At 64.4% G+C, this 22,894-nt stretch carries 22 protein-coding genes; 16 read left to right on the plus strand and 6 right to left on the minus strand.

Annotation, left to right across the window (positions count from 1 at the left end):
- The 3 genes from LAQ58_RS18175 to LAQ58_RS18185 all read left to right on the plus strand — a co-directional run bounded on the left by LAQ58_RS18175 (position 1) and on the right by LAQ58_RS18185 (position 3,916).
- Positions 1-1,038 (plus strand): PH domain-containing protein, encoded by a 1,038-nt coding sequence (locus tag LAQ58_RS18175; RefSeq protein ID WP_224450283.1) that lies wholly within the window; start codon positions 1-3, stop codon positions 1,036-1,038.
- 1,001 nt (positions 1,039-2,039) lie between these two features.
- Positions 2,040-2,471 carry a hypothetical protein gene (locus tag LAQ58_RS18180; RefSeq protein ID WP_224450284.1) on the plus strand — a complete coding sequence of 144 codons (432 nt, stop codon included), beginning with the start codon at positions 2,040-2,042 and terminating at the stop codon, positions 2,469-2,471.
- Positions 2,472-2,704: 233 nt separating this feature from the next.
- A complete protein-coding gene (locus LAQ58_RS18185; protein WP_224450285.1) occupies positions 2,705-3,916 on the plus strand; it encodes an aminotransferase class V-fold PLP-dependent enzyme in 1,212 nt (403 codons plus the stop codon).
- A gap of 48 nt (positions 3,917-3,964) precedes the next feature.
- Here LAQ58_RS18185 and LAQ58_RS18190 read toward each other — a convergent pair whose 3' ends face one another.
- Complete coding sequence (locus LAQ58_RS18190; RefSeq protein ID WP_224450286.1) at positions 3,965-4,342, minus strand: Rid family detoxifying hydrolase; 378 nt, start codon at positions 4,340-4,342, stop codon at positions 3,965-3,967.
- A 139-nt stretch (positions 4,343-4,481) separates the two neighbouring features.
- Here LAQ58_RS18190 and LAQ58_RS18195 point away from each other — a divergent pair, with 139 nt between their 5' ends.
- From LAQ58_RS18195 to LAQ58_RS18210, 4 genes are all read left to right on the plus strand, one after another.
- A complete protein-coding gene (locus tag LAQ58_RS18195) occupies positions 4,482-5,078 on the plus strand; it encodes an NUDIX hydrolase N-terminal domain-containing protein (protein WP_224450623.1) in 597 nt (198 codons plus the stop codon).
- 81 nt (positions 5,079-5,159) lie between these two features.
- On the plus strand, positions 5,160-5,915 hold the full coding sequence (locus tag LAQ58_RS18200) for a sugar phosphate isomerase/epimerase family protein (protein WP_224450287.1): 756 nt from the start codon (positions 5,160-5,162) through the stop codon (positions 5,913-5,915).
- 58 nt (positions 5,916-5,973) lie between these two features.
- Entirely contained in the window at positions 5,974-6,963 is a 990-nt protein-coding gene (locus LAQ58_RS18205; RefSeq protein ID WP_224450288.1) for a Gfo/Idh/MocA family protein, read from the plus strand.
- Positions 6,960-7,946 (plus strand): Gfo/Idh/MocA family protein, encoded by a 987-nt coding sequence (locus tag LAQ58_RS18210; RefSeq protein WP_224450289.1) that lies wholly within the window; start codon positions 6,960-6,962, stop codon positions 7,944-7,946. The genes LAQ58_RS18205 and LAQ58_RS18210 overlap by 4 nt, the downstream gene beginning before the upstream one ends.
- A gap of 64 nt (positions 7,947-8,010) precedes the next feature.
- Here LAQ58_RS18210 and LAQ58_RS18215 read toward each other — a convergent pair whose 3' ends face one another.
- The 5 genes from LAQ58_RS18215 to LAQ58_RS18235 all read right to left on the minus strand — a co-directional run bounded on the left by LAQ58_RS18215 (position 8,011) and on the right by LAQ58_RS18235 (position 13,286).
- Positions 8,011-9,024: a Gfo/Idh/MocA family protein gene (locus LAQ58_RS18215; RefSeq protein WP_224450290.1), complete on the minus strand. Its 1,014-nt coding sequence runs from the start codon at positions 9,022-9,024 to the stop codon at positions 8,011-8,013.
- Positions 9,021-10,019 (minus strand): Gfo/Idh/MocA family protein, encoded by a 999-nt coding sequence (locus LAQ58_RS18220; protein ID WP_224450291.1) that lies wholly within the window; start codon positions 10,017-10,019, stop codon positions 9,021-9,023. Before LAQ58_RS18220 ends, LAQ58_RS18215 begins: the two co-directional genes overlap by 4 nt.
- 55 nt (positions 10,020-10,074) lie before the next feature.
- Entirely contained in the window at positions 10,075-11,352 is a 1,278-nt protein-coding gene (locus LAQ58_RS18225) for a Cdc6/Cdc18 family protein (RefSeq protein WP_224450292.1), read from the minus strand.
- A 292-nt stretch (positions 11,353-11,644) separates the two neighbouring features.
- Positions 11,645-12,343: a PIG-L deacetylase family protein gene (locus LAQ58_RS18230; RefSeq protein WP_224450293.1), complete on the minus strand. Its 699-nt coding sequence runs from the start codon at positions 12,341-12,343 to the stop codon at positions 11,645-11,647.
- 139 nt (positions 12,344-12,482) lie between these two features.
- Entirely contained in the window at positions 12,483-13,286 is an 804-nt protein-coding gene (locus LAQ58_RS18235; protein ID WP_224450294.1) for a sugar phosphate isomerase/epimerase family protein, read from the minus strand.
- Positions 13,287-13,476: 190 nt separating this feature from the next.
- Here LAQ58_RS18235 and LAQ58_RS18240 point away from each other — a divergent pair, with 190 nt between their 5' ends.
- The 9 genes from LAQ58_RS18240 (at position 13,477) to LAQ58_RS18280 (ending at position 22,853) form a co-directional block, all read left to right on the plus strand.
- Positions 13,477-14,499 carry a Gfo/Idh/MocA family protein gene (locus LAQ58_RS18240; protein WP_224450295.1) on the plus strand — a complete coding sequence of 341 codons (1,023 nt, stop codon included), beginning with the start codon at positions 13,477-13,479 and terminating at the stop codon, positions 14,497-14,499.
- Positions 14,500-14,582: 83 nt separating this feature from the next.
- Positions 14,583-15,719 (plus strand): ABC transporter ATP-binding protein, encoded by a 1,137-nt coding sequence (locus LAQ58_RS18245; protein WP_224450296.1) that lies wholly within the window; start codon positions 14,583-14,585, stop codon positions 15,717-15,719.
- A 129-nt stretch (positions 15,720-15,848) separates the two neighbouring features.
- Complete coding sequence (locus LAQ58_RS18250; protein ID WP_224450297.1) at positions 15,849-17,165, plus strand: extracellular solute-binding protein; 1,317 nt, start codon at positions 15,849-15,851, stop codon at positions 17,163-17,165.
- 2 nt (positions 17,166-17,167) lie between these two features.
- Positions 17,168-18,106, plus strand: a complete 939-nt coding sequence (locus LAQ58_RS18255) for a carbohydrate ABC transporter permease (RefSeq protein ID WP_224450298.1) — start codon at positions 17,168-17,170, stop codon at positions 18,104-18,106.
- Positions 18,090-18,977 (plus strand): carbohydrate ABC transporter permease, encoded by an 888-nt coding sequence (locus tag LAQ58_RS18260; protein WP_224450299.1) that lies wholly within the window; start codon positions 18,090-18,092, stop codon positions 18,975-18,977. Before LAQ58_RS18255 ends, LAQ58_RS18260 begins: the two co-directional genes overlap by 17 nt.
- Entirely contained in the window at positions 18,978-19,205 is a 228-nt protein-coding gene (locus tag LAQ58_RS18265) for a hypothetical protein (RefSeq protein ID WP_224450300.1), read from the plus strand. It abuts the gene before it with no gap.
- Between the two features lie 102 nt (positions 19,206-19,307).
- On the plus strand, positions 19,308-20,768 hold the full coding sequence (locus tag LAQ58_RS18270; RefSeq protein WP_224450301.1) for a M81 family metallopeptidase: 1,461 nt from the start codon (positions 19,308-19,310) through the stop codon (positions 20,766-20,768).
- A 79-nt stretch (positions 20,769-20,847) separates the two neighbouring features.
- Positions 20,848-22,020 (plus strand): mandelate racemase/muconate lactonizing enzyme family protein, encoded by a 1,173-nt coding sequence (locus LAQ58_RS18275; protein WP_224450302.1) that lies wholly within the window; start codon positions 20,848-20,850, stop codon positions 22,018-22,020.
- Positions 22,017-22,853, plus strand: coding sequence for a creatininase family protein (locus LAQ58_RS18280; RefSeq protein ID WP_224450303.1), 837 nt, complete (start codon positions 22,017-22,019; stop codon positions 22,851-22,853). Before LAQ58_RS18275 ends, LAQ58_RS18280 begins: the two co-directional genes overlap by 4 nt.
- Positions 22,854-22,894: the final 41 nt, after the last annotated feature.

The raw sequence follows: 22,894 nt of genomic DNA on the forward strand, positions 1-22,894 counted from the left end.
ATGTCACGAGGACTTCCAGCCGCCTGGAGCGCACTGTTCGGTCTCCCGTTGGTCGTCGTCGGCGGCTACATCTACGGGTTTCAGTCACAGTACCCGCTCGTCGAGGGGCAGGCGACGGCACCGCCGATAGCCGGCGTTTTACTCGCGGCGTTCGGCCTGTTCGTCTGTGGACTCGGAACCTACGTCCAGTTCGTCGGCGCGCCGCCCGCGCCCACGATGCGGGCGAGCGAGACGTTCGTCGACGACAGAGACCCCGCCCAGCGAAACGCGCTGGCGCAGGCGTTCGCCTCCGTCCCCTTCCTCGCCAGCGGCATCGCCCTACTCTACTTCACCGCGTATCCGCTCGTCTATCCGACTCTCACGCTTGCGCTCGGTCTCTACCTCTTTTCGACCGGTATCCTCCGTTACTGGCGGAACACGCTTACAACGTATCTCGTCACTAACCAGCGCGTGATAGAGGAGTATCGTTTCCTCTCGCTCGTCAGAAACGAGCTGTCGTTGGAGAAAGTTCGCGCCGTCGAAGAACGTCGTTCGATGCGGGAGTCGATAGCCGGTCTCGGGAGCGTCCACGTTAGGGCGGGGGCTTCCGGCGGTCTCACCGTCACCATCAACGACGTTTACGACTCCACGAAGTTCGCGGACGTGATTCGCGCCCAACTCGGCACCGAGGAATCGTCGGAGAACGGCGATGTCCTCGTTACGAACGACAATGCGGAACACCCTAACACGGAACTCCACGATGGCACCCCCGAAACGATTCGATTCGACGGTACCGAGACGAACGATACTCGGGGGATGAACGACGAGTACGGCGCTATCGCTGACGCAAAGACGAACACGTCGGAAACCGAATCCGAAGACGTCCACGACTCACCTCCTGCCGATCGACGTTTCGATTTCGACGGTGACGTTCGAGAGACCCGACGCGAAGACCACGTCGTCGCCGAGCGTGCGAACCGAGTCGACACTACCGATGTTGGCGACGAGGTCGATAGCGTCGACGCCGACGACACGACGAAGCAGCCTCGAAATCAGTAGACAGTTTCGACTCGGAACGATTCGTTTCTCGCTCCTCGTTTGTGTTCGTGGTCGTCACGCTTCGATCGTCAATATCGCCAAATATGCGTTTAAAAGTGGGCGGGGAGTGTCAGTACAAGAATCTAACCAAAAACAATAACTAACGCCTAGCAAAATTTTAGTCGCACGATAGTCATCAACTTGTCGGCGCTTGTTCTTCGACGCTTTCCGTAGTTACGCCGTTCGGGGTCGAGTACGAGGTACGTCGGTATTCTTTGAGAAGCGATAATACGGTGCACTATTCACTCCCATCACTCTCAACGATTTATAAGTTTATAATTGAATAAACTTAACTTTCGTTGCTTCCGTTCTGGTTTACTTGCAGTGCAGCATCCTCGTCTGCTTCGTGTGTCTGTCGTACCGTCTGGTCTACGAACGGAGAACCGAGATCATTGTTAACATGTATCGTATACGCCTGCTCGAGATGCTCTCCGACTGGAACAGCAGTCCACGAATTTCGACGGCTTTTACCTACCGTTAACTCGACGCAACACTCCTGTGAAAAACGGCTATCTCCGAGTCGTGCTTCTCCCGGAGAAAGGCGGCGACATCGTCTCTCTACGCGACAAGCGGACCGACGTCGATGTTCTCTGGCACGCACCCCACAACTGGAGTGCGCCGATCGCGCGCTACGTCCCCTCGGAGCAAAACTCGACGTGGAAGGACCACTATCCAGACGGCTGGAAAACAAACCTACCGAACGCCGGAGACAGACACGAGATCGCCGGCAGTGCGTACGGACTTCACGGCGAGAGCGCGTTGCTTCCCCGGGACGCGTCAGTCATCCGCGCGGACGACGAAGCGGTAACGGTCCGACTCGAAGTCGAACTCGTTCGCTACCCGTTCACCGTCGAACGCGAACTCACGCTTCGCGCCAATGAGTCGCGGCTGCGTATCTCGGAAAGCGTAACAAACTACAATAGAGTTGAACTCAATTGCGATTGTCAGCAGTATATCGAGCTTTGTCCCCGCTTCTCACTCCCGGCGAGCGGTTGGACGTGCCCGCTCGTCGCGGCGTCGTCGAGGAGTACAACGACGAGTTCCCGAATCGTCGGCTGCAGAGCGGAGCTGAGTTCGAATGGCCGAACGCACCCAGTCACGACGGAGGCGACATCGACCTCGCGACCGATATTCCTTGCCAGAACGCCGAGATTCACGACCTCGCGTACGCCATCGACCTGACCGAGGGGTGGTACGCGCTCACCACTCCGGTACTCGACCTCGGGTTCGCGCTTCGGTTCCCGATCGACCCGTTCGAGTCTCTCTGGTACTGGCAACCGTTCGGCGGCTATACGCCGAGTCACCGTTTTGGAATCGAACCTACAACGTCGGCCTCGAACCGACGACGGCGTACCCGGGCGACACCGACGGTCGGCGTGCGACCGGCACGATGAAGACGCTCGTCCCCGGTGAAACCGTCGAAGCCGAATTCGTCGCCGCGACGTACGGGGGACTCTCCGCGGTCGATTCAGTCTCTTCCAACGCCATCGTAGAGGGAACCGAACGCTGATACCGCTCTCACTGTGTCGTTGTTCGCCTCCGAACCACTCGAGGCCGAGCGACTGCTCGTCTTCCAGCAGCACCTTTCATTACCGATGCCAATAGAGATGCTGGCGAAAGCCGAGCCATGGAGTACGAATCCACAATCTACGACGAGTTGGGCGTCCCGAACGTGGTCAACGCGGCGGGCACGAAGACACGTATCGGCGGAAGTCGAATCCGACCGGAAGCGGTCGAAGCGATGAGTCGGGCGGCGGAGGCGTTCGTCCGTCTCTCAGACCTCCAGGTTCGAGCGGGTGAACTCATCTCCGAGGTCACCGGAGCGGAGGCCGGCTACGTCGGCAGCGGCGCGGCCGCCTGCATGACGCTCGCCGCGGCGGCGGCTATCGCCGGCGACGACTTGGGCACGATGGCCAGACTCCCCGAAACTGAGGGAATCCCGAACGAAATAGTGATGCCGCGCACCCACCGAAACGGCTACGACCACGCGTTCCGTGCGGCGGGCGCACGAATTGTCGACGTCGGCAACAACGACAACTACCTCGGAACGGGGTCGAACAGCACCGAACCGTGGGAGATAGCTGACGCCATCACCGACCAGACGGTCGCCGTTGGCTACATGCAGAAGGTGTTCAGTACGCCGCCGCTGGAGGACGTCGTGGAGGTCGCCCACGCCCACGACATCCCGGTCATCGTCGACGCTGCCGCTGAAGTTCCGCCGCGGGAGAACCTCTCGGCGTTCATCGAGGCGGGCGCGGACATGGTCGTCTTCAGCGGCGGAAAGGCCATCCGCGGGCCGCAGACGACGGGTATCCTCGCGGGCAAGCGCGAGTACATCCGCTCGGCGGCGCTCCAGCATCTCGACATGCACGTTGCCGAGTCGGTCTGGGAACCGCCGACGGAGCTGTTCGACAAGGACGCGCTCGACGGGGTTCCTCGACAGGGAATCGGGCGACCTCTGAAGGTCGGCAAGGAGGAACTCGTCGGTCTCATCGCGGCACTGGAAGCGTTCATCGACGAAGACCAGGACGCGCTCTCCGCCGAGTGGAACAATCGACTTGACATCATCGACGCGGGACTTGCGGACCTCCCCGGCGTGACGACGACCAGAGCGCCCGGCGGAAAACTGATGGTCGCCCCCGAAGTGTACGTCGAAATCGACCCCGAGACGGCCGCGCTCGACGCGGTGGAACTCGTCGGTGCGCTCAGGAAAGAGAACCCCCGAATCTTCGTCGGCTCCGACGACCTCCTCGACGGCGGGTTCACTATCAACCCGATGTGTCTTTCCGACGACGGGGCGGATTATGTCGTCGAGCGGATTCGAGAGTACCTCGCGTAGTCGTTCGCTTGTCGGGACGTTCGACCGACGAGACGCTCTACTGCCGAATCACTCGACCGTCGCGACGACCTCGATTTCGACGCCGATGTCGATGGGGAGGTCGGCGACTTCGACGGCGCTTCGAGCGGGGTACGGGTCGCTCATGTACTCGCCGTACACCTCGTTGATGGCGTCGTAGTTCGCCATGTCCGTGACGAACACCGTCGCCTTCACAACGCTGTTGAGCGAACTCCCTCCGGCTTCGAGGACGGCGGCGACGTTGTCGAGCGTCTGTGCGGTCTGTTCGCAGATATCGTCGCTGACGACGTCTCCGGATGCTGGGTCGACGGGTCCCTGTCCCGAGACGAAGATGCGGTCGCCGTCTCTGATCGCCTGCGAGAACGGGCCGATGCTGGCGGGTGCTGCGTCCGTGCGTATCTCTTCCATGCGTCGTTCGTGAGGAACACCGCCGCACTCTTAGTGGTTTCTCCGGTGTCGCCCGTCGCGTGGGTTCCTCACGTCGCGTCCGCCGCGACAGTTAACACCCGTCCACCCGAACCGGTTTTCGAACCCACAGATGAACCTCATGCGTCTACTGGACGAATTACGCGTGCTGAGCCAGAACGGGCTGAAGTACGCCGACGACCCCTACGACGAGGAGCGGTACGAGCGGATACTCGAACTCACGTGTCAATACTACGGTGACGCGCTCGAACTGCCGGCTACGGACGTCCGCGAGCGCTTCGATGCCGAACTCGGCCACGTAACGCCGAAAGTCGGCGCGGAAGCGGCGGTGTTCGACTCCACAGGACGCATTCTGCTAATGCGCCGTACCGACGACAGCACGTGGTGTCTCCCCTGCGGATGGGTCGACCCGAACGAATCGCCCGCCGAGACGGCAGTCCGCGAGACGCGCGAGGAGACCGGACTCGACGTTTCGGTGACCGAACTAGTCGACGTGTACCACCACCCGCCCGACGACCGATTCGGTCCACACGGTCGTATCGACGTCCTCTATCGGTGTGTGGTCGACGACGGAGCGCTCGAACTCTCGCACGAAGGGGAGGCGCTCGATTACTGGGAGATAGACGACGTTCCAGTCTGGCACAAAGCGCACGAGACGTACGCTCGCGACGCCGCCTGTGCGTCTCCCGAGACGGCAACCGAGTCAACCGACCCGTAGCGAACTCTCCGAACCGAACGAGCAGCGCGGAGTGTATCGGGCAGAACGGCTATGTGGGTAGCTCTCAACCTCAATGGTAAGATGGTTCGACCGGCGATTCAGCTGTACACGCTCCGCGAGTTTGAGGAACCGCTGACCGAAACGCTCCACCGGCTCACCGACACAGTCTACGAGGGTGTCGAGTTCACCGGATTCGGCAATGAGTCGCCCGAAGCGATCGCCGACGCGCTCGACGATACGGGGCTCGAACCCGTCGGCGCGCACGTCGGTTTCGACGTGCTCGAAACCGACTACGAGGCGACTGTCGAGGCGTACCGAACGCTGGGATGCGACCAGATCGTCGTCCCCACCTACGGCGAGGAGGGGTTCACCTCCGCCGACGCAATCTCTGACACCGCCGAGGAACTGTCCGCGCTGGCCGACCGCCTCGCGGCTGACGGGTTCGAGGCGCACTACCACAACCACGCCTACGAGTTCGCGGCGCTCGAAGAGACGTTCGACACCGCCTACGACGCGTTTGCCGCGCGGACGGACGACCGGCTTGGATTGGAGTTTGATGTCGGACTCGCGCGTCACGGCGGTGTCGATCCGGTGCGGTACCTCGACCGCTACGCCGACCGAATCTCGCTCGTCCACCTGACGGACACGATTCCCGGCGGCGACGACACGCTCCACGTCGACCTCGACGGGGGCGTCGTGGACCTCGACGCCTGCGTCCGGGCTGCTGCCGCCGGAGAGGCCGATTGGCTCATCCACGAGAACGGGTTGACGACCGACCCCGCGGCGACACTCGAATCGAGTTCTCCCCGTCTCCGAGAACTCCTCGACGCGGCCTGAGCGCCCGCGCAGTCTTTCGGTCACAATACTTATCATCAGCGCAGCGGGACCTACGCGTATGCAACGCATCGTCGTGGTCGGCGCCGGGGCGGCGGTGCAAGCGCACGCCGAACGGTACGAGCGCTTCGACGACGCAGCCGTCTACGGCGTCGTTGGAGGCGCCGCCGAGTCGGGCGACGGCGGTTCTGATTTCGAGAGCGTCGACGCGCCGAGCTACGACTCGCTCTCGGGCGCGCTTCGAGACGACGACGTTGACGGCGTCGACATCTGCGGCCCGGGTTCGACTTTCGGCGACGCGCTCGAAACAGCGCTCAACGTGGGGATACCGACCCGCTGCGACCCACCGTTCGCCCTCGACGATGCGACGTACGACCGCGTCGTCTCGCTGGCAGCAGAGAGCAACGGCTGGATACTGTCGCACTCTCCGCACCGCTTCTCGCGGCTGTACGACCGCCTCCACTCGGCGATCGAGTCGGGCGGTATCGGTTCGATAGGCGTCGCGAGAATCGAACGAACCGCGCCGTTCTGCGGTCCCGGATGGAACGTCTCCTACGATGGCGTCTCCGCCATCGAGAGTCACGTGGACGCGCTCTGTGCCGTCCTCGCCCACGACGTGGACGTCCTCGAGTGGACGTTCGGGCCGATAGAGCGGGTGTTCGTCCGGATGCGGACGAGCGCGCGGTGCGATCATGCCCATGCCGTGTTCGCGTTTCGAGAGGGTGGGCGGGCGACCGTCGAGACGCGGTGGCATCGAAATGAGCCGCCCGACCCGCGCGTCAACGTTGAGTACAGCGGCAATCACGGGCGTCTCGACTTCGACGAGAGCGACGCATCGACAGCGCTTCGGGAAGACGGAGCGTCGCTCGCTGTCGACCCACCGGAGGACGACTGTCGCGGCCGCGCGCTCCGGTCGTTTCTCGACCATCTGCGGGACGCCGACCTGCCCCCGTCGGACGTCGCGCCGACGACTCCCTCTCGGGTCGTCGCCGCGGTCCGTCGGTCGGCCGACGAGGACATCCCGGTCACACTCGCGGAGGGGTCGCCGTGACCGTCCGCGTCGGCATCTGTTCGACCGCCCACGTCAACGCCGAGGTGTACGCGGCGCTGCTGTCGAAACTCCCGGCAGTCGACCTCGTCGGTATCTCGGGCCAGAACCCCGAGCGCGCGCAGCAACGGGCGAACGCCGTCGGAACGTCAGCGATGCCACACAGCGAATTGATGCGAACGGCCGACGGCGTCGTCGTCTGCTCACCGACGGCCGCCCACGAGGAATTGATAGAACTCGCGCTGCAACACGACGTCGCCGTGCTCTGCGAGAAACCCCTCGCGACGTCGTTGGCGGCGGCGAAGTCGATTCAGGACCGCTGCGAGGAGCGCGACGTCGTCACCGGAATGGCGATGCCCCTGCGCTACAGTCGCCCGATGCGGCGACTCAAGGAGCGTTACGAAGCGGGCGCCGTCGGCGAACTCCTCGCCGTCTCGGGCGTCAACCGCGGCCGGATGCCCGGCGGTTGGTTCGTCGACCCTGAACTGGCCGGTGGCGGTGCTATCGCCGACCACACCGATCACATCGTCGACGTGGTCCGGTGGATCACCGGCGAGGAGGTTCGCGAGGTGTACGCCGAGACTGACACGCGGTTCTACGATATCCCCGTCGAGGACGTGAACTTGCTGTCGATGACGCTTTCGAACGGCGCATCATTCTCTCTCGACGGGTCGTGGAGTACGCCGCAGAAGAACCCCTTCTGGGGCGACGCTAGCGTCGAACTCGTGGGGTCGGAGACGACGCTGTCGGCGGACTGCTTCGGCTACCGCTACAGCCACGTCCGAGACACCGGTCACGGCGGACACAACGAGTCGATTTACTGGGGCGCAGACCCGAACAACGCGCTCCTCCGCGATTTCGTCGCGTCGATACGCGGCGAGTCGACGGTCGCAACGTCGCTCGACGACGCCGTCCAGACGGCGGCCGTGATAGCCGCGGCATACGAATCGGTCGAGCGAGGGGAACCGGTCGAAGTCACGTACTGAGTCGTCTCCTCCGTCCTGTGATCGTCTTTCGTTGCTCCTCGCTTCGACCTCCGATTCGGCGCTCTCAGCTCGTCGGAGATGTGAGTTCGACGAGCTCGACGTCGACGGGTTTGGTCCGACGTGCGGACTCGTAGGCGGCCTCCACGACGGCCACGTCGTTGACCGCGTCCGCACCCGTCTTCAACGGGGGGCGGTCCTCGGCGACGGCCTCGACGAAGTCGGCGACGAGTCCCTCGTCGGGGTTCGACCCCCAGTACACCGACCGGATTCCGGGGTCGTCGGTGTCGCGCGTCTGCTTTATCTTCTGGTCGAAGCAGTCGATGGCGACCACGCCTTCCGTGCCGACGAGCCGCAGCGTCGCATCGCCCCAGAAGTCCCACTCGTCGGGCTTGCTCCACGAGCCGTCGAGGACGAACTCGGTCCCGTCGGTGAGCGTCATCGACAGCAGATTCACGTCCTCGACAGGGATGTCGTGGAAGCGCGTATCGGTCTCCGCGTACACCTCGCGGACGTCCTCGCCGGTGATCCATCGGACGATATCGACGATGTGCACCGAGTGGTCCATCACGGCCCCACCGCCGGACTCGTCGGCGTCAACGAACCAGCTACCAGGCATCTGCCCCCGGTTCGTCCCACTGAGGAACTGGACGTCCCCGAGTGCGCCGTTCTCGACGGCCGTCTTCGCGTTTCGAACCGGCTGATTGAACCGAAGCGGCATAGCAACACCGAGGTGGACGTCCGCGCGGTCACAGATTTCGACTATCTGTTGCGCCTCGTCGACGCTCGGCGCGAGTGGTTTCTCGCAGAGAACATCGACGCCGGCGGCGGCGGCGTGCCGAACCCACGCGAGGTGGTCCGCGTTCGTCGAGCAGACGACGACGCCATCTACCTCGGCGAGTAGCGCCTCAGTGTCGAGGTAGTCGACGCCGTACTCGTCGGCTTTTTTGCGGCCCTCCTCTTCCCGTCCGTCGGCTTCTGTCAGCCCGACGAACTCGGCGTCCGGCAGGTCGTTCAGACAGGCGGCGTAAGAGTCGGCGTGCAGGTGAGCGACCGAACAGAGACCGATGCAGACCGTCACGCTCCCACCTCCGTAGGCGACACCGGTTCGCCGTGCTCGCTGGACTCGATGGCCGCGAGCGCGATCCTGACCGCCTTTCGGGCATCGTCCGGCGAGATATCCGGGTCGTGGCCGTGTTCAACGCACTCAATGAAATGCTCGAGCTCGGCCGTGTACGGACTCTTCGCTAGCGGACTCTCGGGTGCGTTCGCGCCTTCTGCTCCGCCGGAGATACGGACGGCGTTCTCGTCGCGAGCGTCGAACTCCAACATCCCTTCGTCCCCAGCGAGTTCGTAGCTGGTAACGAACGGCGACCCCTCCGGGTATCCCCACGAGGCTTCGACGTGACCGACCGTCCCGTCCTCGAAGCGCAGCACGACCGACGAGTGTTGGTTGAGGTGGCCGTCATCCCACTCGGCCGTCCGAGCGAACACCCGTTCGACGTCGCCGACGACCCAGCGCAGGTAGTCGAAGTCATGGATGGCCATGTCGAGAAGGACGCCCCCGCTCTGCGCTTTGTCGCCGAACCACGAATTGCTGCCGTACCGTGGCGGTGACGACATCCGCTCGGTGCGGAACGTGCCCGGCGTTCCGATCTCGCCCGCGTCGATGCGCCGTTTCGCTTCGACGTACTCGGGGAAGTACCGCAACACGTGGCCGGTCATGAAGGTGATACCGGCTTTTTCTACCGCCTCGACGATGGCGTCTGCGTCCTCGACGGTGCGAGCGAGCGGTTTCTCGCAGAACGCGTCGAGTTCGCGTTCGGCGGCGGCCTCGACGAGCGGTCTGTGCGTCGGCGTCGGCGTACAGATATCGACGACGGTGACGTCGGCGTCGTCCATCATCTCTTCGGCGTCGGCGTACACGTCGGCCCCCGGGGCGTGCTCCGCCGCGAATTCCTCTCGGTTGTCGCCGAGCGACGCGACGGCGACGACTTCCGCGTCAGCCACCTCCTGGTAACTGTTAGCGTGAGTCGTGGCCATGAAGCCACTTCCCACTAAGCCAATTCGTTGCATCACCTCCAACGTGCGGAACTATCGATATTAAAACTTCTGTAGCGGCAACTAGCACTCAGATGTTCGACCAGGTAGTGTTCGTCTCGGAGGTGAAGCCCGCTCCGGCGAAGCGGTCGCTCTCGTCGAACACCGACCGGATGACCGAGGGGTCCTCCAGCAGTCGGTGGCGGAGATAGCTCCCGCGGGCGCGCCCGCCGCCGGTTCGCGTGATCTCGAGCACTTCGAGGTACTCCCACTCGCGCAACAGGTCGTGGACGCGCCGTTTCGAGAGCGCGTCTAAACTGACCTCTGCGCAGATGTCCTCGTAGGCGGCGTACACCTCCGAGGTCTCGAACGTCCGCGTCTTCTCGACGAGCGCCAGCGAGACGACCGCCAGCAGCGTCGCCTTCTGCTGGGTGGTCGCCCCCGCGAGTAACGCCTCGACTCGGTCGCGTTCGGCCAAGTTGTCGGCGCGCTGCACGTGGTCGACGGTGATGGCGTCGGCGTTGTCGCACGCGGCGAGTTCTCCGGCGTGACGGAGCAGATTGATCGCCTTCCGCGCGTCGCCGTGCTCCTCCGCGGCGAGGGAGGCGCACTCCGACACCGCGTCGTCGGAGAGCGTTCCGCTCTCGAAAGCGTCCGACCGACTCCGGATTATCTCGCGGAGCGCCCGGCGGTCGTACGGCGTGAAGACGATTTCGCGCTCCTGGAGGCTGCTTTTGACCCGCTCTTCGAGCCGATTTCGGTACTTTATCTTGTTGCTGATGCCGACGACACCCACCGAACACCGGTCGAGCTTCCCCGTCTCCGCCGCGCGCGACAGCTGCATGAGCAAGTCGTCTCCCTCCAGACGGTCGATCTCGTCGAGGATCACGAGCGCGACGTCGAAGCGAGCGTCGAGTACCCGCCAGAGCAAGCGATAGTACCGCGACCGGCCGAGGCCGGTCTCAGGGACGACCAACTCGGTCTTCTCGGGGTCGTTCAGCGCACGCACCGTCGCCCTGACCGCGCGCGTTTCGGTGTTCTCCTGCGAGCAGTCGACGATAGCGCGACCGACGGTGACGCCGTTCTCCGCCGCGGCTTCGACGATTCGCTCCGTCGCGTACCGTGCGCAAAGCGACTTTCCGGTGCCGGTCTTGCCGTACAGGAAGACGTTGCTCGGCGCTTCGCCCGTGACGGCGGGGTTGAGGGCGGTCGCCAGGCGGCGGATCTCCTCGTTTCGGGCGACGATGTTCGCGGGGTCGGGGACGTACCCGACCTCGAGCCATCCTTTCTTCGAGAAGATTCGGTCCCGAGGGCTAAACGCGTCCCCGAGGGCGCCCGCGTTCTCGACCGGTTCGTCGTACCGTGTCATACAGTCCCATTACTGGCACGTGGCTGATAAACGCATCGGGCGTCCACCTTCACTGCGAATCCGCTCCCCAGCGGTCCGAGTGCGAGTCCTCGACGCTCTCCGGTCGCGCTCGGCGTCCACCCCCTCCCCCCTCGTTTCACCTGTAAGACATTACAACCCTAAATCCGTAATGGGATGCAAGTCATTTACACCCGTGCACGTTTACTCGGCCCTCGGTGAATCTGTCGAGTCCGACGGCTCGCCGTGCGCAGCAGGCACCGTCGGAAAACGCTGCGGAAAAAGTCGGGCCGCGTCAGCCGAGATACGCGTCGGCGCTCTTGTGGAGCGCGACGAACCCTTCGGCGAACTCCGCACCTCTGGTCCGCCCGAGCACCCGCGCCTCGGCGCGAACGCCCTCGACGAGTCCGTCGAACTCCGCGTCGATGCCGCCGTGTTCCTCCAGCCACTCGACCTGCGACTCGTGCTGGAGTATCGCCTCCTCCTTCGTCGACTGGTAGTCGGCGATGTCGATGTACGTCTCCGGTTCGAACGAGGAGGTCGGCTTGCCGAAGTAGTAGACGTTCTGCGGCTCCCACGGTTCGTACTCCGTCTCCAACAGCGGAAGCGAACACATGTAGTAGGCGTCCGTCACCAGCCTCGACGTGGCCCGATGGTCGGGATGCATGTCGTCGCGGTAGTGGGTGAGCACGACGTCGGGGCGGTGTTCGCGCAGTACGTCGACGAGTTGGAGGCGGTTCTCCATCGAGTATCGCACGCGGCCGTCCTCGAAGTCGAGGAACGCCGCCTCCGCTCCGAGCGTCTCGGCGGCGGCCTCGGCCTCGCGTTCGCGCGTGGCCGCCACCTCGGCCTCAGTGGTGTCGAAACCGCCGTACTCGCCGCGGGTCATGTAGACGACGGTGACGTCGTCGCCGCGGTCAGCGTGCTTTGCGAGCGTGCCGCCGCAGAAAATGTCTGCGTCGTCTGGATGTGCGACTATCGCTGTGAGATGCATACACACATCAGTCATACAAGTCGATATTAAGCGTTGTGCTGCGGCCGGTTTCGAACGCAACCGTTGCCGGCCGGCACGCCGGAGTCCGCCGTCGCGCCGGAATCCGCCGTCGAGGAAGACGACCGAACCGGGCGTTCGCCTACGAGAAGAGGTGTTCGAGGTCGGCGCGGACGCGCGGCGGCATCCGCTCGGGTGCGGTTCGGTACGGCGGTACCTCCGCGGTTACCCACCCGTCGTAGCCGACCGCCGCGAGCGCGTCGTCGACGGCGTTCCAGTCGACGTCGCCCTCCAGCGGGTAAGTGAAGCCGTCGATGGTGTCGACGTCGGTCCGATAATCCTTCACGTGGACGCGCTCGATGCGCTCGCCGAGGATTCGGATCCACTGCTCGGGACGGCCGAACCGCCTGACGTTCCCGACGTCGAAGTACGCGCCGACCGGTCCGGCCGTCGACGCTTCGTCGACGAACTCGGCGAACTCTAGCGGCGAGAGCAGAAAGTCGTTCCAGACGTTTTCGACGCAGACCGTCACGCCGCGGTCTGCCCCGACCGAAGCGAGGGTTCGGACGGACTCCAGCGCCCTGTCGTACGCGTCGTCGTACGGCGTCTCGTCGTCGACCACGGCCGGAACGATCAGCACGGCACCGGCGTCGAACGCGTCCGCGAGCGCTATCATCCGCTCGCCCGCCTCGATACCGGCCGCTTGAGTCTCCTCGTCTGGACTCGACAACTGCCGCTCCCAGTGCAGCGTCGTCGAGACGGCGGGTACGTCGAGTCCAGCCTCCGCGATTCGGTCGACGAGTTCGTCGACCGCCCCGTCGTCCCACAACGGTCCGTCGGCGGTCAGGTTCGGTTCGATTCCGTCGTACCCGGCCTCCGCGAGTGGGTCGACGTTCGCTTCGAGGCGCTCTTCGGGAAACCCCATCTGGTTGAGTGCGAACCTCATGCACACCAGTTCCTGGTCGCGCCAATTTATAGGTTCGCGTGGCGGATCGGTGGCCGGCCGACGGTAGACCGATGTCGAATCAACGGCGAACTGGCGGCGAACTGGCGGTGAATCGACGGTAGACCGGCGACTGACCGCCGCCGACGAACCGGCGGGTAGCTTTAACTCCGAGTGTGCAATATGTGAATCCGTGACACTTTCAGCCGGATTCGTCGGTGCGGGAGGTATCGCCTCGGTTCACCTGGAGACGCTCGACGCTGCGAGAGACGGTAACCTGACCGGCTACGACGGAAACATTCTTGACGTGGAACTGGCCGCCGTCGCCGATGTCGACGAGGCGCAGGCGCGGGACGCCGCTGCCCCGCGCGACGCCGCAGTATACACCGACGGCGTCGAACTCGTCGAGTCGGAGTCGCTGGACGCGCTCGTCGTCGCCGTCCCGCCGTTCGCCCACGGGGAGTACGAGCGGGCGGCGACGGAGTACGGCGTCGATCTATTCGTCGAGAAACCGGTTGGTCTCGACGCCGACGCCGCACGCGAGACGGCGCGGCGCATCGCCGACTCCGGAATTCTCGCACAGGCTGGTTACGTCTGCCGGTACGGCGGGATAACTGAGCGCGCGTTAGAACTGCTCGACGGCCGCCGCATCGGCCACGTCGACAGCACCTACTGGGTTCCGCTTCCGGACACGTCGTGGTGGCGTCAGCGGGCGCAGTCAGGCGGCCAGATCGTCGAGCAGTCGACGCACGTCTACGACCTCCACCGCTATCTCGTCGGAGAGGTGACGGCCGTGACGGGGAGCGGAACCGACGGTCTGCTCGTCGACAGCGTCGACTTTCAGGACGCGACGTCGGTGACGCTCGACCACGAGTCGGGAGCCGTCTCGCACGTCTCGTCGACGTGCGGTTCGGTCGACTCCCGCTTCGAGGTGCACATCGCCGCCGAGGACGCGTTTCTCGAACTCGACTACTTCGGTCACACGCTGTCGGGCACCGTCGACGGCGAGGCCGTCCGGTTCGAAGCCGACGGCGACTGGTACCGCCGCGAGTTCGAGGCGTTCCTGCGCGCGGCGGCCGAATCCAGCGGTTCCCGAAGGGATTCCTCGGAGCGCGCCGACGTTCGGTCGACGTTCGACGACGCCGTGGAGACGCTCGAATTGACGCTCGCAGCCCGCGAAGCCGCCGAGTCCGGCGAGCGAGTTCCGCTCAGCTAACTGGGGTGACCGCCTCTGCAGCCAGTGAAGTTACCCTGCAGATTTATTACGGTCTGTTGCAATTCGCCATGTAGTGAGTTCCCATGGGTAAGCTAGACATCCGTAACCTCCGGAAAGAGTTCGCGGACGGAGACGGGTCGATCGTCGCGGTCGACGACCTGAATATCGACGTCAACGACGGCGAGTTCCTCATCTTCGTCGGTCCGTCCGGGTGCGGCAAATCGACGACGCTCCGCTGTATCGCCGGCCTGGAGACGACGACGGAGGGGAAGATACTCCTCAACGACGACGACATTACGCACCAACCGCCGACCGAGCGCGACATCGCGATGGTGTTTCAGAACTACGCGCTCTATCCGCACATGTCTGCCCGGAAGAACATCGGGTTCGGACTGAAGATGTCGACGGACATGTCGAAAGACGAGATAGACAAACGCGTCGAGCAGACGGCGGAGATGATGGGTATCGAGGAGCTACTCGAGAAGAAACCCGGCGAACTCTCCGGCGGGCAGCAGCAGCGCGTCGCGCTCGGCCGCGCCATCGTCCGCGAACCCGAGGTGTTCCTGATGGACGAACCGCTGTCGAATCTCGACGCCAAACTCCGGACGACGATGCGGACGGAGCTTCAGAATCTCCAACAGAATCTCGGCATCACTACCATCTACGTCACGCACGACCAGACAGAGGCGATGACGATGGGCGACCGAATCGCCATCCTCGACGGCGGCGAGCTCCAGCAGCTCGGCACGCCGCTGGAGTGTTACTACGAGCCGAACAACCAGTTCGTCGCGGGCTTCATCGGCTCGCCCTCGATGAACTTCTTCGACGTGGAGTACGCCGACGGCGCGCTAATTCACGACGCATTCCGGTACGAACTCTCGCAAGCGGCGCGCGAGGAACTCGCCGGCCACGAGGGACCGCTGACGCTCGGCGTCCGGCCCGAGAGCTTCGAGATCACCGACGAGAGCGACCCGAACTCGATTCCGGCCCCGGTTTCAGTGACGGAGCCGATGGGCGAGACGACGTACGTCTACGTCGACATCGGCGACAAGCGCTGCACGGTGACGCTCGACGGGGAGCGGGTGATCGAACCGGGAGCGACGCTCCACGTCGTCATCCCCGAGGAGAAGATGCACCTGTTCGACGCCGAAACGGGCGAGACGGTCAAAACCCGGAACGTCTCCGCCGCGACCAACGTCGACGTCAACGCTCGCGCCTGAGTTCGTCGCGCAAACACCGCCGCGACGCCGCGTTCGCTCTGCTTCGACCACTGGAGAGACTATTCTGTGACATGGTACAACACACCAAAGATTTATTGTATGCGGTCTGTTTGTTCCTCTGAGGCTAGTATGAGCAACAGAAATCTCAGTCGACGTAAGATCCTCGCACTGACCGGTTCGGTCGGTGCGGCGAGTTTAGCGGGCTGTTCGAGCGGCGGAACCGGCGGTGGAAATGACAGCGGCGGCTCCGGCGGCGGTAACGGCTCCGGATCCGACGGCGGTGGCGGTAACGGCGAGAGTTCGGCGACGTTCTGGGCGTGGAACGATCCCGGTCTCGCGCCGATCCGTGAGGAACAGGCCACCGAAATCGCAGAGCAGAGCGACAAGATTTCAGATGCCAGCTGGGAGTACTACCCCTTCGAGAACTACCTGGCGAAGGCGACGACGGCCATCCCGGCCGGGAACGCGCCGGACAGCCTGGCGCTGTCGGTGCTGTGGGTGCCGCGTTTCGCGGACCAGGGCGTCGCGTTGAACCTCGAAGAGAACGGGTTCAACCCCGACGACTACGTCTCGGCGGCGCGCCGCAACGCGAGCTACGACGGGACGCTGTGGGCGGTGCCGTGGTACGCGGACTGCCGTCTCCTCGCCATCAACACGGCGATGTTCGAGGAGGCGGGGTTGGAAGTTCCTGACCCCACGCACCGCCCCAGTTGGGAGGAGTTCGCGTCGTGGATCGACGCGCTCGGCAATTCGGGGACTGCCGCGTTCTCGATGTCTGCGGGCGAGGGGTTCGATTGTTTCGTACTCTCGAACGGAGGCGGTTACCTCAACGAGGACGGGACGGAAGCGATAATCAACAACGACGCCGCCCTCGAAGCGGCGAACTACCTGCAACCGAAAATCGTCGACGACAAGACGGTCCTCGCGCGCAACCCCGGCGGAACGGACGCCATCGAGGACCTCCTCGCTGGAGAGGCGGCGATGTGTTTCGCCGGGTCGTGGATGTATCCGCGCCTGCGCGACAGCGGTCTCGACTGGCAGTACCTCCCGTACCCGAGCGGTCCGCAGATAGACACGAGCCACACGTGGAGCGCGGGCGTCTTCTACACCATCCCAAGTCGCGGCGGCGCGAACCAGGAGATCGGGCTGGAGTGGCTGAACTACATCAACTCGATCGAGGTCCAGCGGAGCGTGACGAAATCGATGGGCGGCTTCCCCGGCCGCAAGGACGCCTACGAGACCGAAGAGTTCAAACAGTTCCTCGAGGACAACCCGAAACTGGAACCGGTCGCCCAGGAGATGGAGAACACGGTTCCGTTCCCGAGTCACCCAGAAGTGTCGAAGATGTGGGATAGCGTTCACACGCAGGCACAGTCGATGTGGCAGGGGGCGGACCCGAAACAGGCGCTCGACAAGGCAGCCCAAGATATCAACGCGCTGCTCTAACCATGGCGCAGTCACAAGGGCTACAGCGCATTCGTCGTCGCTTCGGCGGATACGTCTCCGACCTCGACGTCAGCAACTCCGACACGGACCTCTCGTGGTACGCCCTCGTCTTACCGAAGGCTATCCTCTTCGCGGCGATACTCCTGATTCCCTTCATCGGCGCGTTTTACATCAGCCTCCACGAGTGGGCGCCGTTGGCCCAGTCGCACCCGTTCGTCGGACTCGACAACTACGTGCGGCTGTTCAACGACCCCATCTTCTGGAACGCGATCATCAACACCGCCGGATACAGTTTCGCGCTGCTCGTCTTCGACGTCCCCATCGCGCTGGGGTTGGCGCTGCTGCTGAATATGAACCTCCGAGGGACGAAGTTCTACTCGGGGGCGATATTCCTCCCCGTCGTGACCTCCTGGGTCGTCGTCTCGCTCATCTGGACGTGGCTCTACAACCCCGAGTACGGGCTGTTGAACGCCATACTGGGTGGTATCGGACTGCCCCAGCTATCGTGGCTCCAGAGTTCGAGCACGGCATTGGCATCCATCGCGCTCATGAGCGTCTGGAAGCATATCGGATTCAACATGGTCATCTTCCTGGCCGGACTGAAAGGGATCCCGGACGACTACTATGAGGCGGCCATCGTCGACGGCGCGAACCGCTGGGAACGGTTCCGTTACATCACGCTGCCGCTGTTGAAGCCGACGACGTTCTTCGTGTTCGTCGTGACGCTCATCTTCTCGTTCCGCGTCTACACGCAGGTGTACGTGATGACGCAGGGCGGACCGGTGCGGTCGACGTACACTATCGTCTACTACTTCTGGCAGACTGGGTTCCAACAGTTCGAGATGGGGTACGCCAGCGCCATCGCCGTCGTGTTGTTCCTCATCGTCTTCGGACTGAGCATCATCCAACAGCGCACGTGGGGTGGTGACGTTGAGTACTGACGAACTCGAATTCGACGACGGACGGCCGAGCGTCGAACACGAAGGGTCGTGGTACGACACGCTCGCGAAGGGCGTCGCCCACCTCATCTTGCTCACCGCGAGCGCGGTCATGACGATTCCGTTCGTCTGGGCGTTCTTCACGTCGCTCAAGCCCGAGAACGAGATATTCACCACTATCAAGCGGATAATCCCGGCAGATCCGACGTTCGCCAACTACGTCAACGTCTGGATGCAGAATCCGCTCGACCGGTGGATATTCAACAGCCTCATACTGGCTGTTGGCGTCGTGTTCTTCACGCTCCTTCTGGACACGCTCGCGGGCTACGCTCTCGCGAAGGGTGACTTCAAGGGGAAGTCGCTCGTCTACACGCTCGTCATCGGGACGCTCGTCATCCCGCCGCAGGTGGTTCTGGTGCCGCTCTACCTGGAGATGAACGCGATCAACTGGTCGAACACGTACTGGGCCATCATGGTGCTGTACATCGCCAACCCGTTCGGGACGTTCATGATGCGACAGTTCTTCCTCGGCGTCCCCGACTCGCTCATCGAGGCGGCGCGGATGGACGGCTGTAGCACGTTCCAGATCTACACGCGCATCATGCTGCCGCTGGCGAAACCGGCACTGTCGTCGCTCGGCGTGTTCACGTTCATCTTCGTCTGGGGGGCGTTCCTCTGGCCGCTGGTCATCCTCAACGACTCGGCGATGTACCCCCTCCAGGTCGGCATCGGCCTGCTCACCGGGCGGTACGGTTCGCAGTGGGGGCAACTGCTTGCGGCGGTCATCCTGGCCGCCCTGCCCGTCCTCGCGGCGTACCTGCTCGCCCAGCGGACGTTCATGGAGGGCATCGCGCTCACGGGAGGGAAAGGGTAGATGTTACCTGACGTTCCCTCCGTCGTGTTGCGCCTCGGCTACTCCGGACAGAACGAGCCGATCGTCGGGGGTGCGCTCGTCTTCCTCGTCGCCGCAATCGGCGTTCTCTATCTGTCGTTCGTCCGCGACGAGATGGAGGCAGGTCCGGTGATGAAGATCGGCGGCATCCTCCTCCTGGGGATGGCGCTGCTCGCGTACTTCTGGCCGATGCGGCCGTGGCCGCACTGAGCGGGCCAGGATCCGCGTTTTCGCCTTCTTCTCGCGTTCTTCTCGCCTCCGTCGAGCGTTACGAGGGAATGACTCATAACGGCCCATCACACAGTACCACCCATGCGAATCGCAGTCGCCGCTGTGAGCCACGAAACCAACACGTTCGCCGAGGGGTCGACCGGCATCGAGACGTTCTCGACTGCCACCGGCACCGAACTCCTCGAGACCGACGCGGTCGGGCGCTCGCTCGGCGGTATCGTCGAGGCGCTCGAAGGAGCGGACGAAGACGTCGAGATACTGCCGACGGTCGGTGCGAGCGCGCTCCCGGCACCCACCGTCGAACGGGAGGCGTTCGAGTGGATGAGACGGGAGCTAACCGACCGGCTCGACGGTGAACCCGTCGACGGGGTCTGTCTCGACCTCCACGGCTCGATGTTCGTCGAGGGGGAGCCCGACCCCGAGGGCGCGCTCCTCGCGGCGGTCCGCGAGCGCGTCGGTCCCGAGGTGCCGATAACCGCGGCGCTCGACATGCACGCAACGATAACCGAGCGGATGGTCGATCTGCTCGACGGCGTCGCGGGCTATCGAACCGCCCCGCACACCGACGTGGCGGAGACAGGCGTCCGGGCGGCGAATCTGCTGCTCGACGCCGTTCGCGGCGAGAAGTCGCTCGTGCTCGGCTGGGAGCGACTCCCGATGCTGTTGGCCGGGGAACAGTCGGAGTCTGAGGCAGAACCGATGCGCACCCTCGTCGGCCTGCTCCGCGAGGCCGACCGAACCGACGGCGTCTACGACGCCAACTACTTTCTGGGCTTCCCGTGGGCCGACAACCCCCACGCGGGCTGTCACGCGCTGGTAACCGGTGACGCGTCGGCGGCGTCCGTCGTCGACGAGAGGGCGACCGAACTCGCGAGAGAGTTCTGGCGGCGGCGCGACGAGTTCGACTTCACGACGGAGGCGTACACACCGACGGCGGCGCTGAACGAGGCCGCCGAGACGAATAGGCGACCGGTTGTCGTCGCCGATACGGGCGACATCCCCGGCGCGGGCGCAGGTGAGAACGTGACGAACCTCCTCACGGCGATTATCGACCGGGACGACCTCGGGAGACCGCTTTTCGCCGTCGTCGCCGACGCCGACAGCTACGAAACCTGCCGCGCGGCGGGGGAGGGAGCGACCGTCTCGTTGGAACTCGGCCGCAACTATCCGGACGGAGCGCCGCTGGAACTCTCCGAGGGAGCCGTCGAGCGCCTCGCCGTCGAGAACGTCGACGACACCGGCGACACCGACGTCGGAACCGCGCTCGTGTCGCTCGACGGCGCGGACGTCGTCGTCGCCGACCGTCGAACGAACGTCCACCGCGACCCGGTGTTTCTGCGGCGACTCGGCGTCGACCCGACCGCGCGCAAACTGATCGTCCTGAAGAGCGGCTACCTGAGTCCGGCGTGGAAAACGGTCGCTGCGCGGCGGTTGTTCGCGCTGACGCCCGGCGAGACGAACCAGCGACTCGCCGAACTGCCGTACGAGCGGATTCCGCGCCCCATCTACCCGCTCGACGCGGACGCGACGTGGTCGGGCTGACGCTACGACGGGCGGCGTAACAGTCGAAAACCGTCGTTGTCGCCGGTGACTTTATTCGACGGGTAGTCGATACGTGGGCATGGAGATAGTCGGACTGAAAGCGTTCGCCGTAGACATCCCGCTTGTTCCGTTCGAGGAGGGCGGCGTCGCGCCGTACGTGACGAATCACAACTCGCTGGAGCGCATGACGCGCGTCCTCGTCCGCGTCGACACCGACGAGGGCGTCTCCGGGTGGGGCGAGATGCGCGTCTTCCTCACGCCGGAGGCGACAGTTTCGATGCTCGAAGATGGAATCGAACCGTTCGTCGTCGGTCGTTCGCCGTTCGAGGTCGAGACGTTCCGCCGGCAGGTGTTCATCGAGTACGCCAACGCCGACCTGTTCTTCGCGCCCGTCGAGGTCGCCTGCTGGGACATCGTCGGGAAGACGCTCGACAGACCCGTTTACGAACTGCTCGGGGGGTGGACCGCCCCCGGGCAGACGGAGACACGCCACCGGCAGCATCAGGACGAGTACACCGCCACCCGCGCCGAGCGCGCCGTCGACGTGGCGTACTGCCTCGGTATCCTCCCGCCCGAGGCGTCCGCCGAGCGCGCCGTCGAGGTCCTGAACGACGGATACTCGGTGCTGAAGACGAAGGCCGGGCGGGACTGGCGTTCCGACGTCGAGCGCGTTCGAGCGATGCACGACGCCGTTGACGGTGAACTCGATTTCCGTCTCGACCCGAATCAGGGATGGACCGTCGACGAAGCCGTCCGCGTCGCAGCGACGCTCGCCGACGCCGGAGTCTACCTCCAGTACCTCGAACAGCCGATTCGCGTCGACAACCACCGGTCGCTGGCGTCGTTGCGGGCGCGTACCCAGCAACCTATTGCACCGAACGAGGACACCTACGCACCGCACAACCTCCGTCGCCTCGTCGAAGCCGGGGCGATAGACGTCGCCGTCCTCGATCTGACGCCCGCCGGGGGACTCTCCGGACTCAGACAGCAGGTCGCCGTCGTCGAGGATGCCGGTCTCCCGGCGACGCACCACTGCGCGTTCGACCTCGGCGTCCGGACGGCCGCTATTCTCCACGCGGTGTACGGCCTGCCGGGACTCACGCTCCCGCCGGATTCGGTGTACTACGGCTGGGAGACCGACGTGATTCGAGAGCCGTTCGAGATAGCCGATGGCGCGCTGACCGTGCCGCAGTCGCCGGGACTGGGCGTCGACGTGGACGAAAGCCTCGTCGAGGAGTACCGCATCGCATGACGTTCGGACTGGGATCGTTCGACGGCGACGGCGACGCCGATGTCGACTGGACCGCAGAGGTCGCGTTCGCAGCGCGCACCGCCCCTGAGATTCGCGCTGTCGGTGAGAGTGGCGGGTCGGTGCTCGTCCTCCCGATCGGGAGCGTCGAACAGCACGGCGACCACCTCCCGGTCGCGACGGACTCGATTCTCGCCTCGGCGGTCGCCGCCGCGGGGGCGACGGCGGTGGTCGACGACGTGCCGGTGCTGGTCGCGCCAACGTTCTGGACCGGGTACTCGCCGCACCACCGCGCGTTCGGTGGGACGCTCACCGGCGAGTTCGACACGCTGCTTGACCTGCTCGGCACCGTCGCCGACGCCGCGCTGGACAACGGATTCGACGCGCTGTTGCTGCTCAACGGTCACGGCGGCAACCGAGCGCTCGTCGACGCCGCGGTTACCGTCGTCGGCCGCGCCCACCCCGCAGTGGAGTCACTCGGTCTCACGTACTTCGACCTCGCCGCACCGTTTGCCGACGAGATTCGCGAGAGCGACGCCGGCGGGATGGCCCACGGCGGCGAGTTCGAGACGTCATTGATGCAGTATCTCCGCCCCGAACTCGTCCGCGAGGACGCGCCCGCGACGTATTGGGTGGAGCCGTACGACCTCGCCGGTAACGATTTGCTCGACGGCGGCCCGCTGTCGGTGTACCGGCCGTTCGGGGCGTACTCGGACAGCGGCGCTATCGGCGATCCGTCGCTGGCCAGCGCCGACAAGGGCGAACGCTTCTTCGACGGCATACGGGCCGAACTCGCGGCGTTGCTCCTCGACGTTCACGAACAAAACGCGGACTGACGCCCCGTTCGGTCTTCGGGTGTCGAGTACCGTCGAACTCG

The sequence above is a fragment of the Haloprofundus salilacus genome (genome assembly GCF_020150815.1).
GTDB classification, from domain to species: Archaea; Halobacteriota; Halobacteria; order Halobacteriales; family Haloferacaceae; genus Haloprofundus; species Haloprofundus salilacus.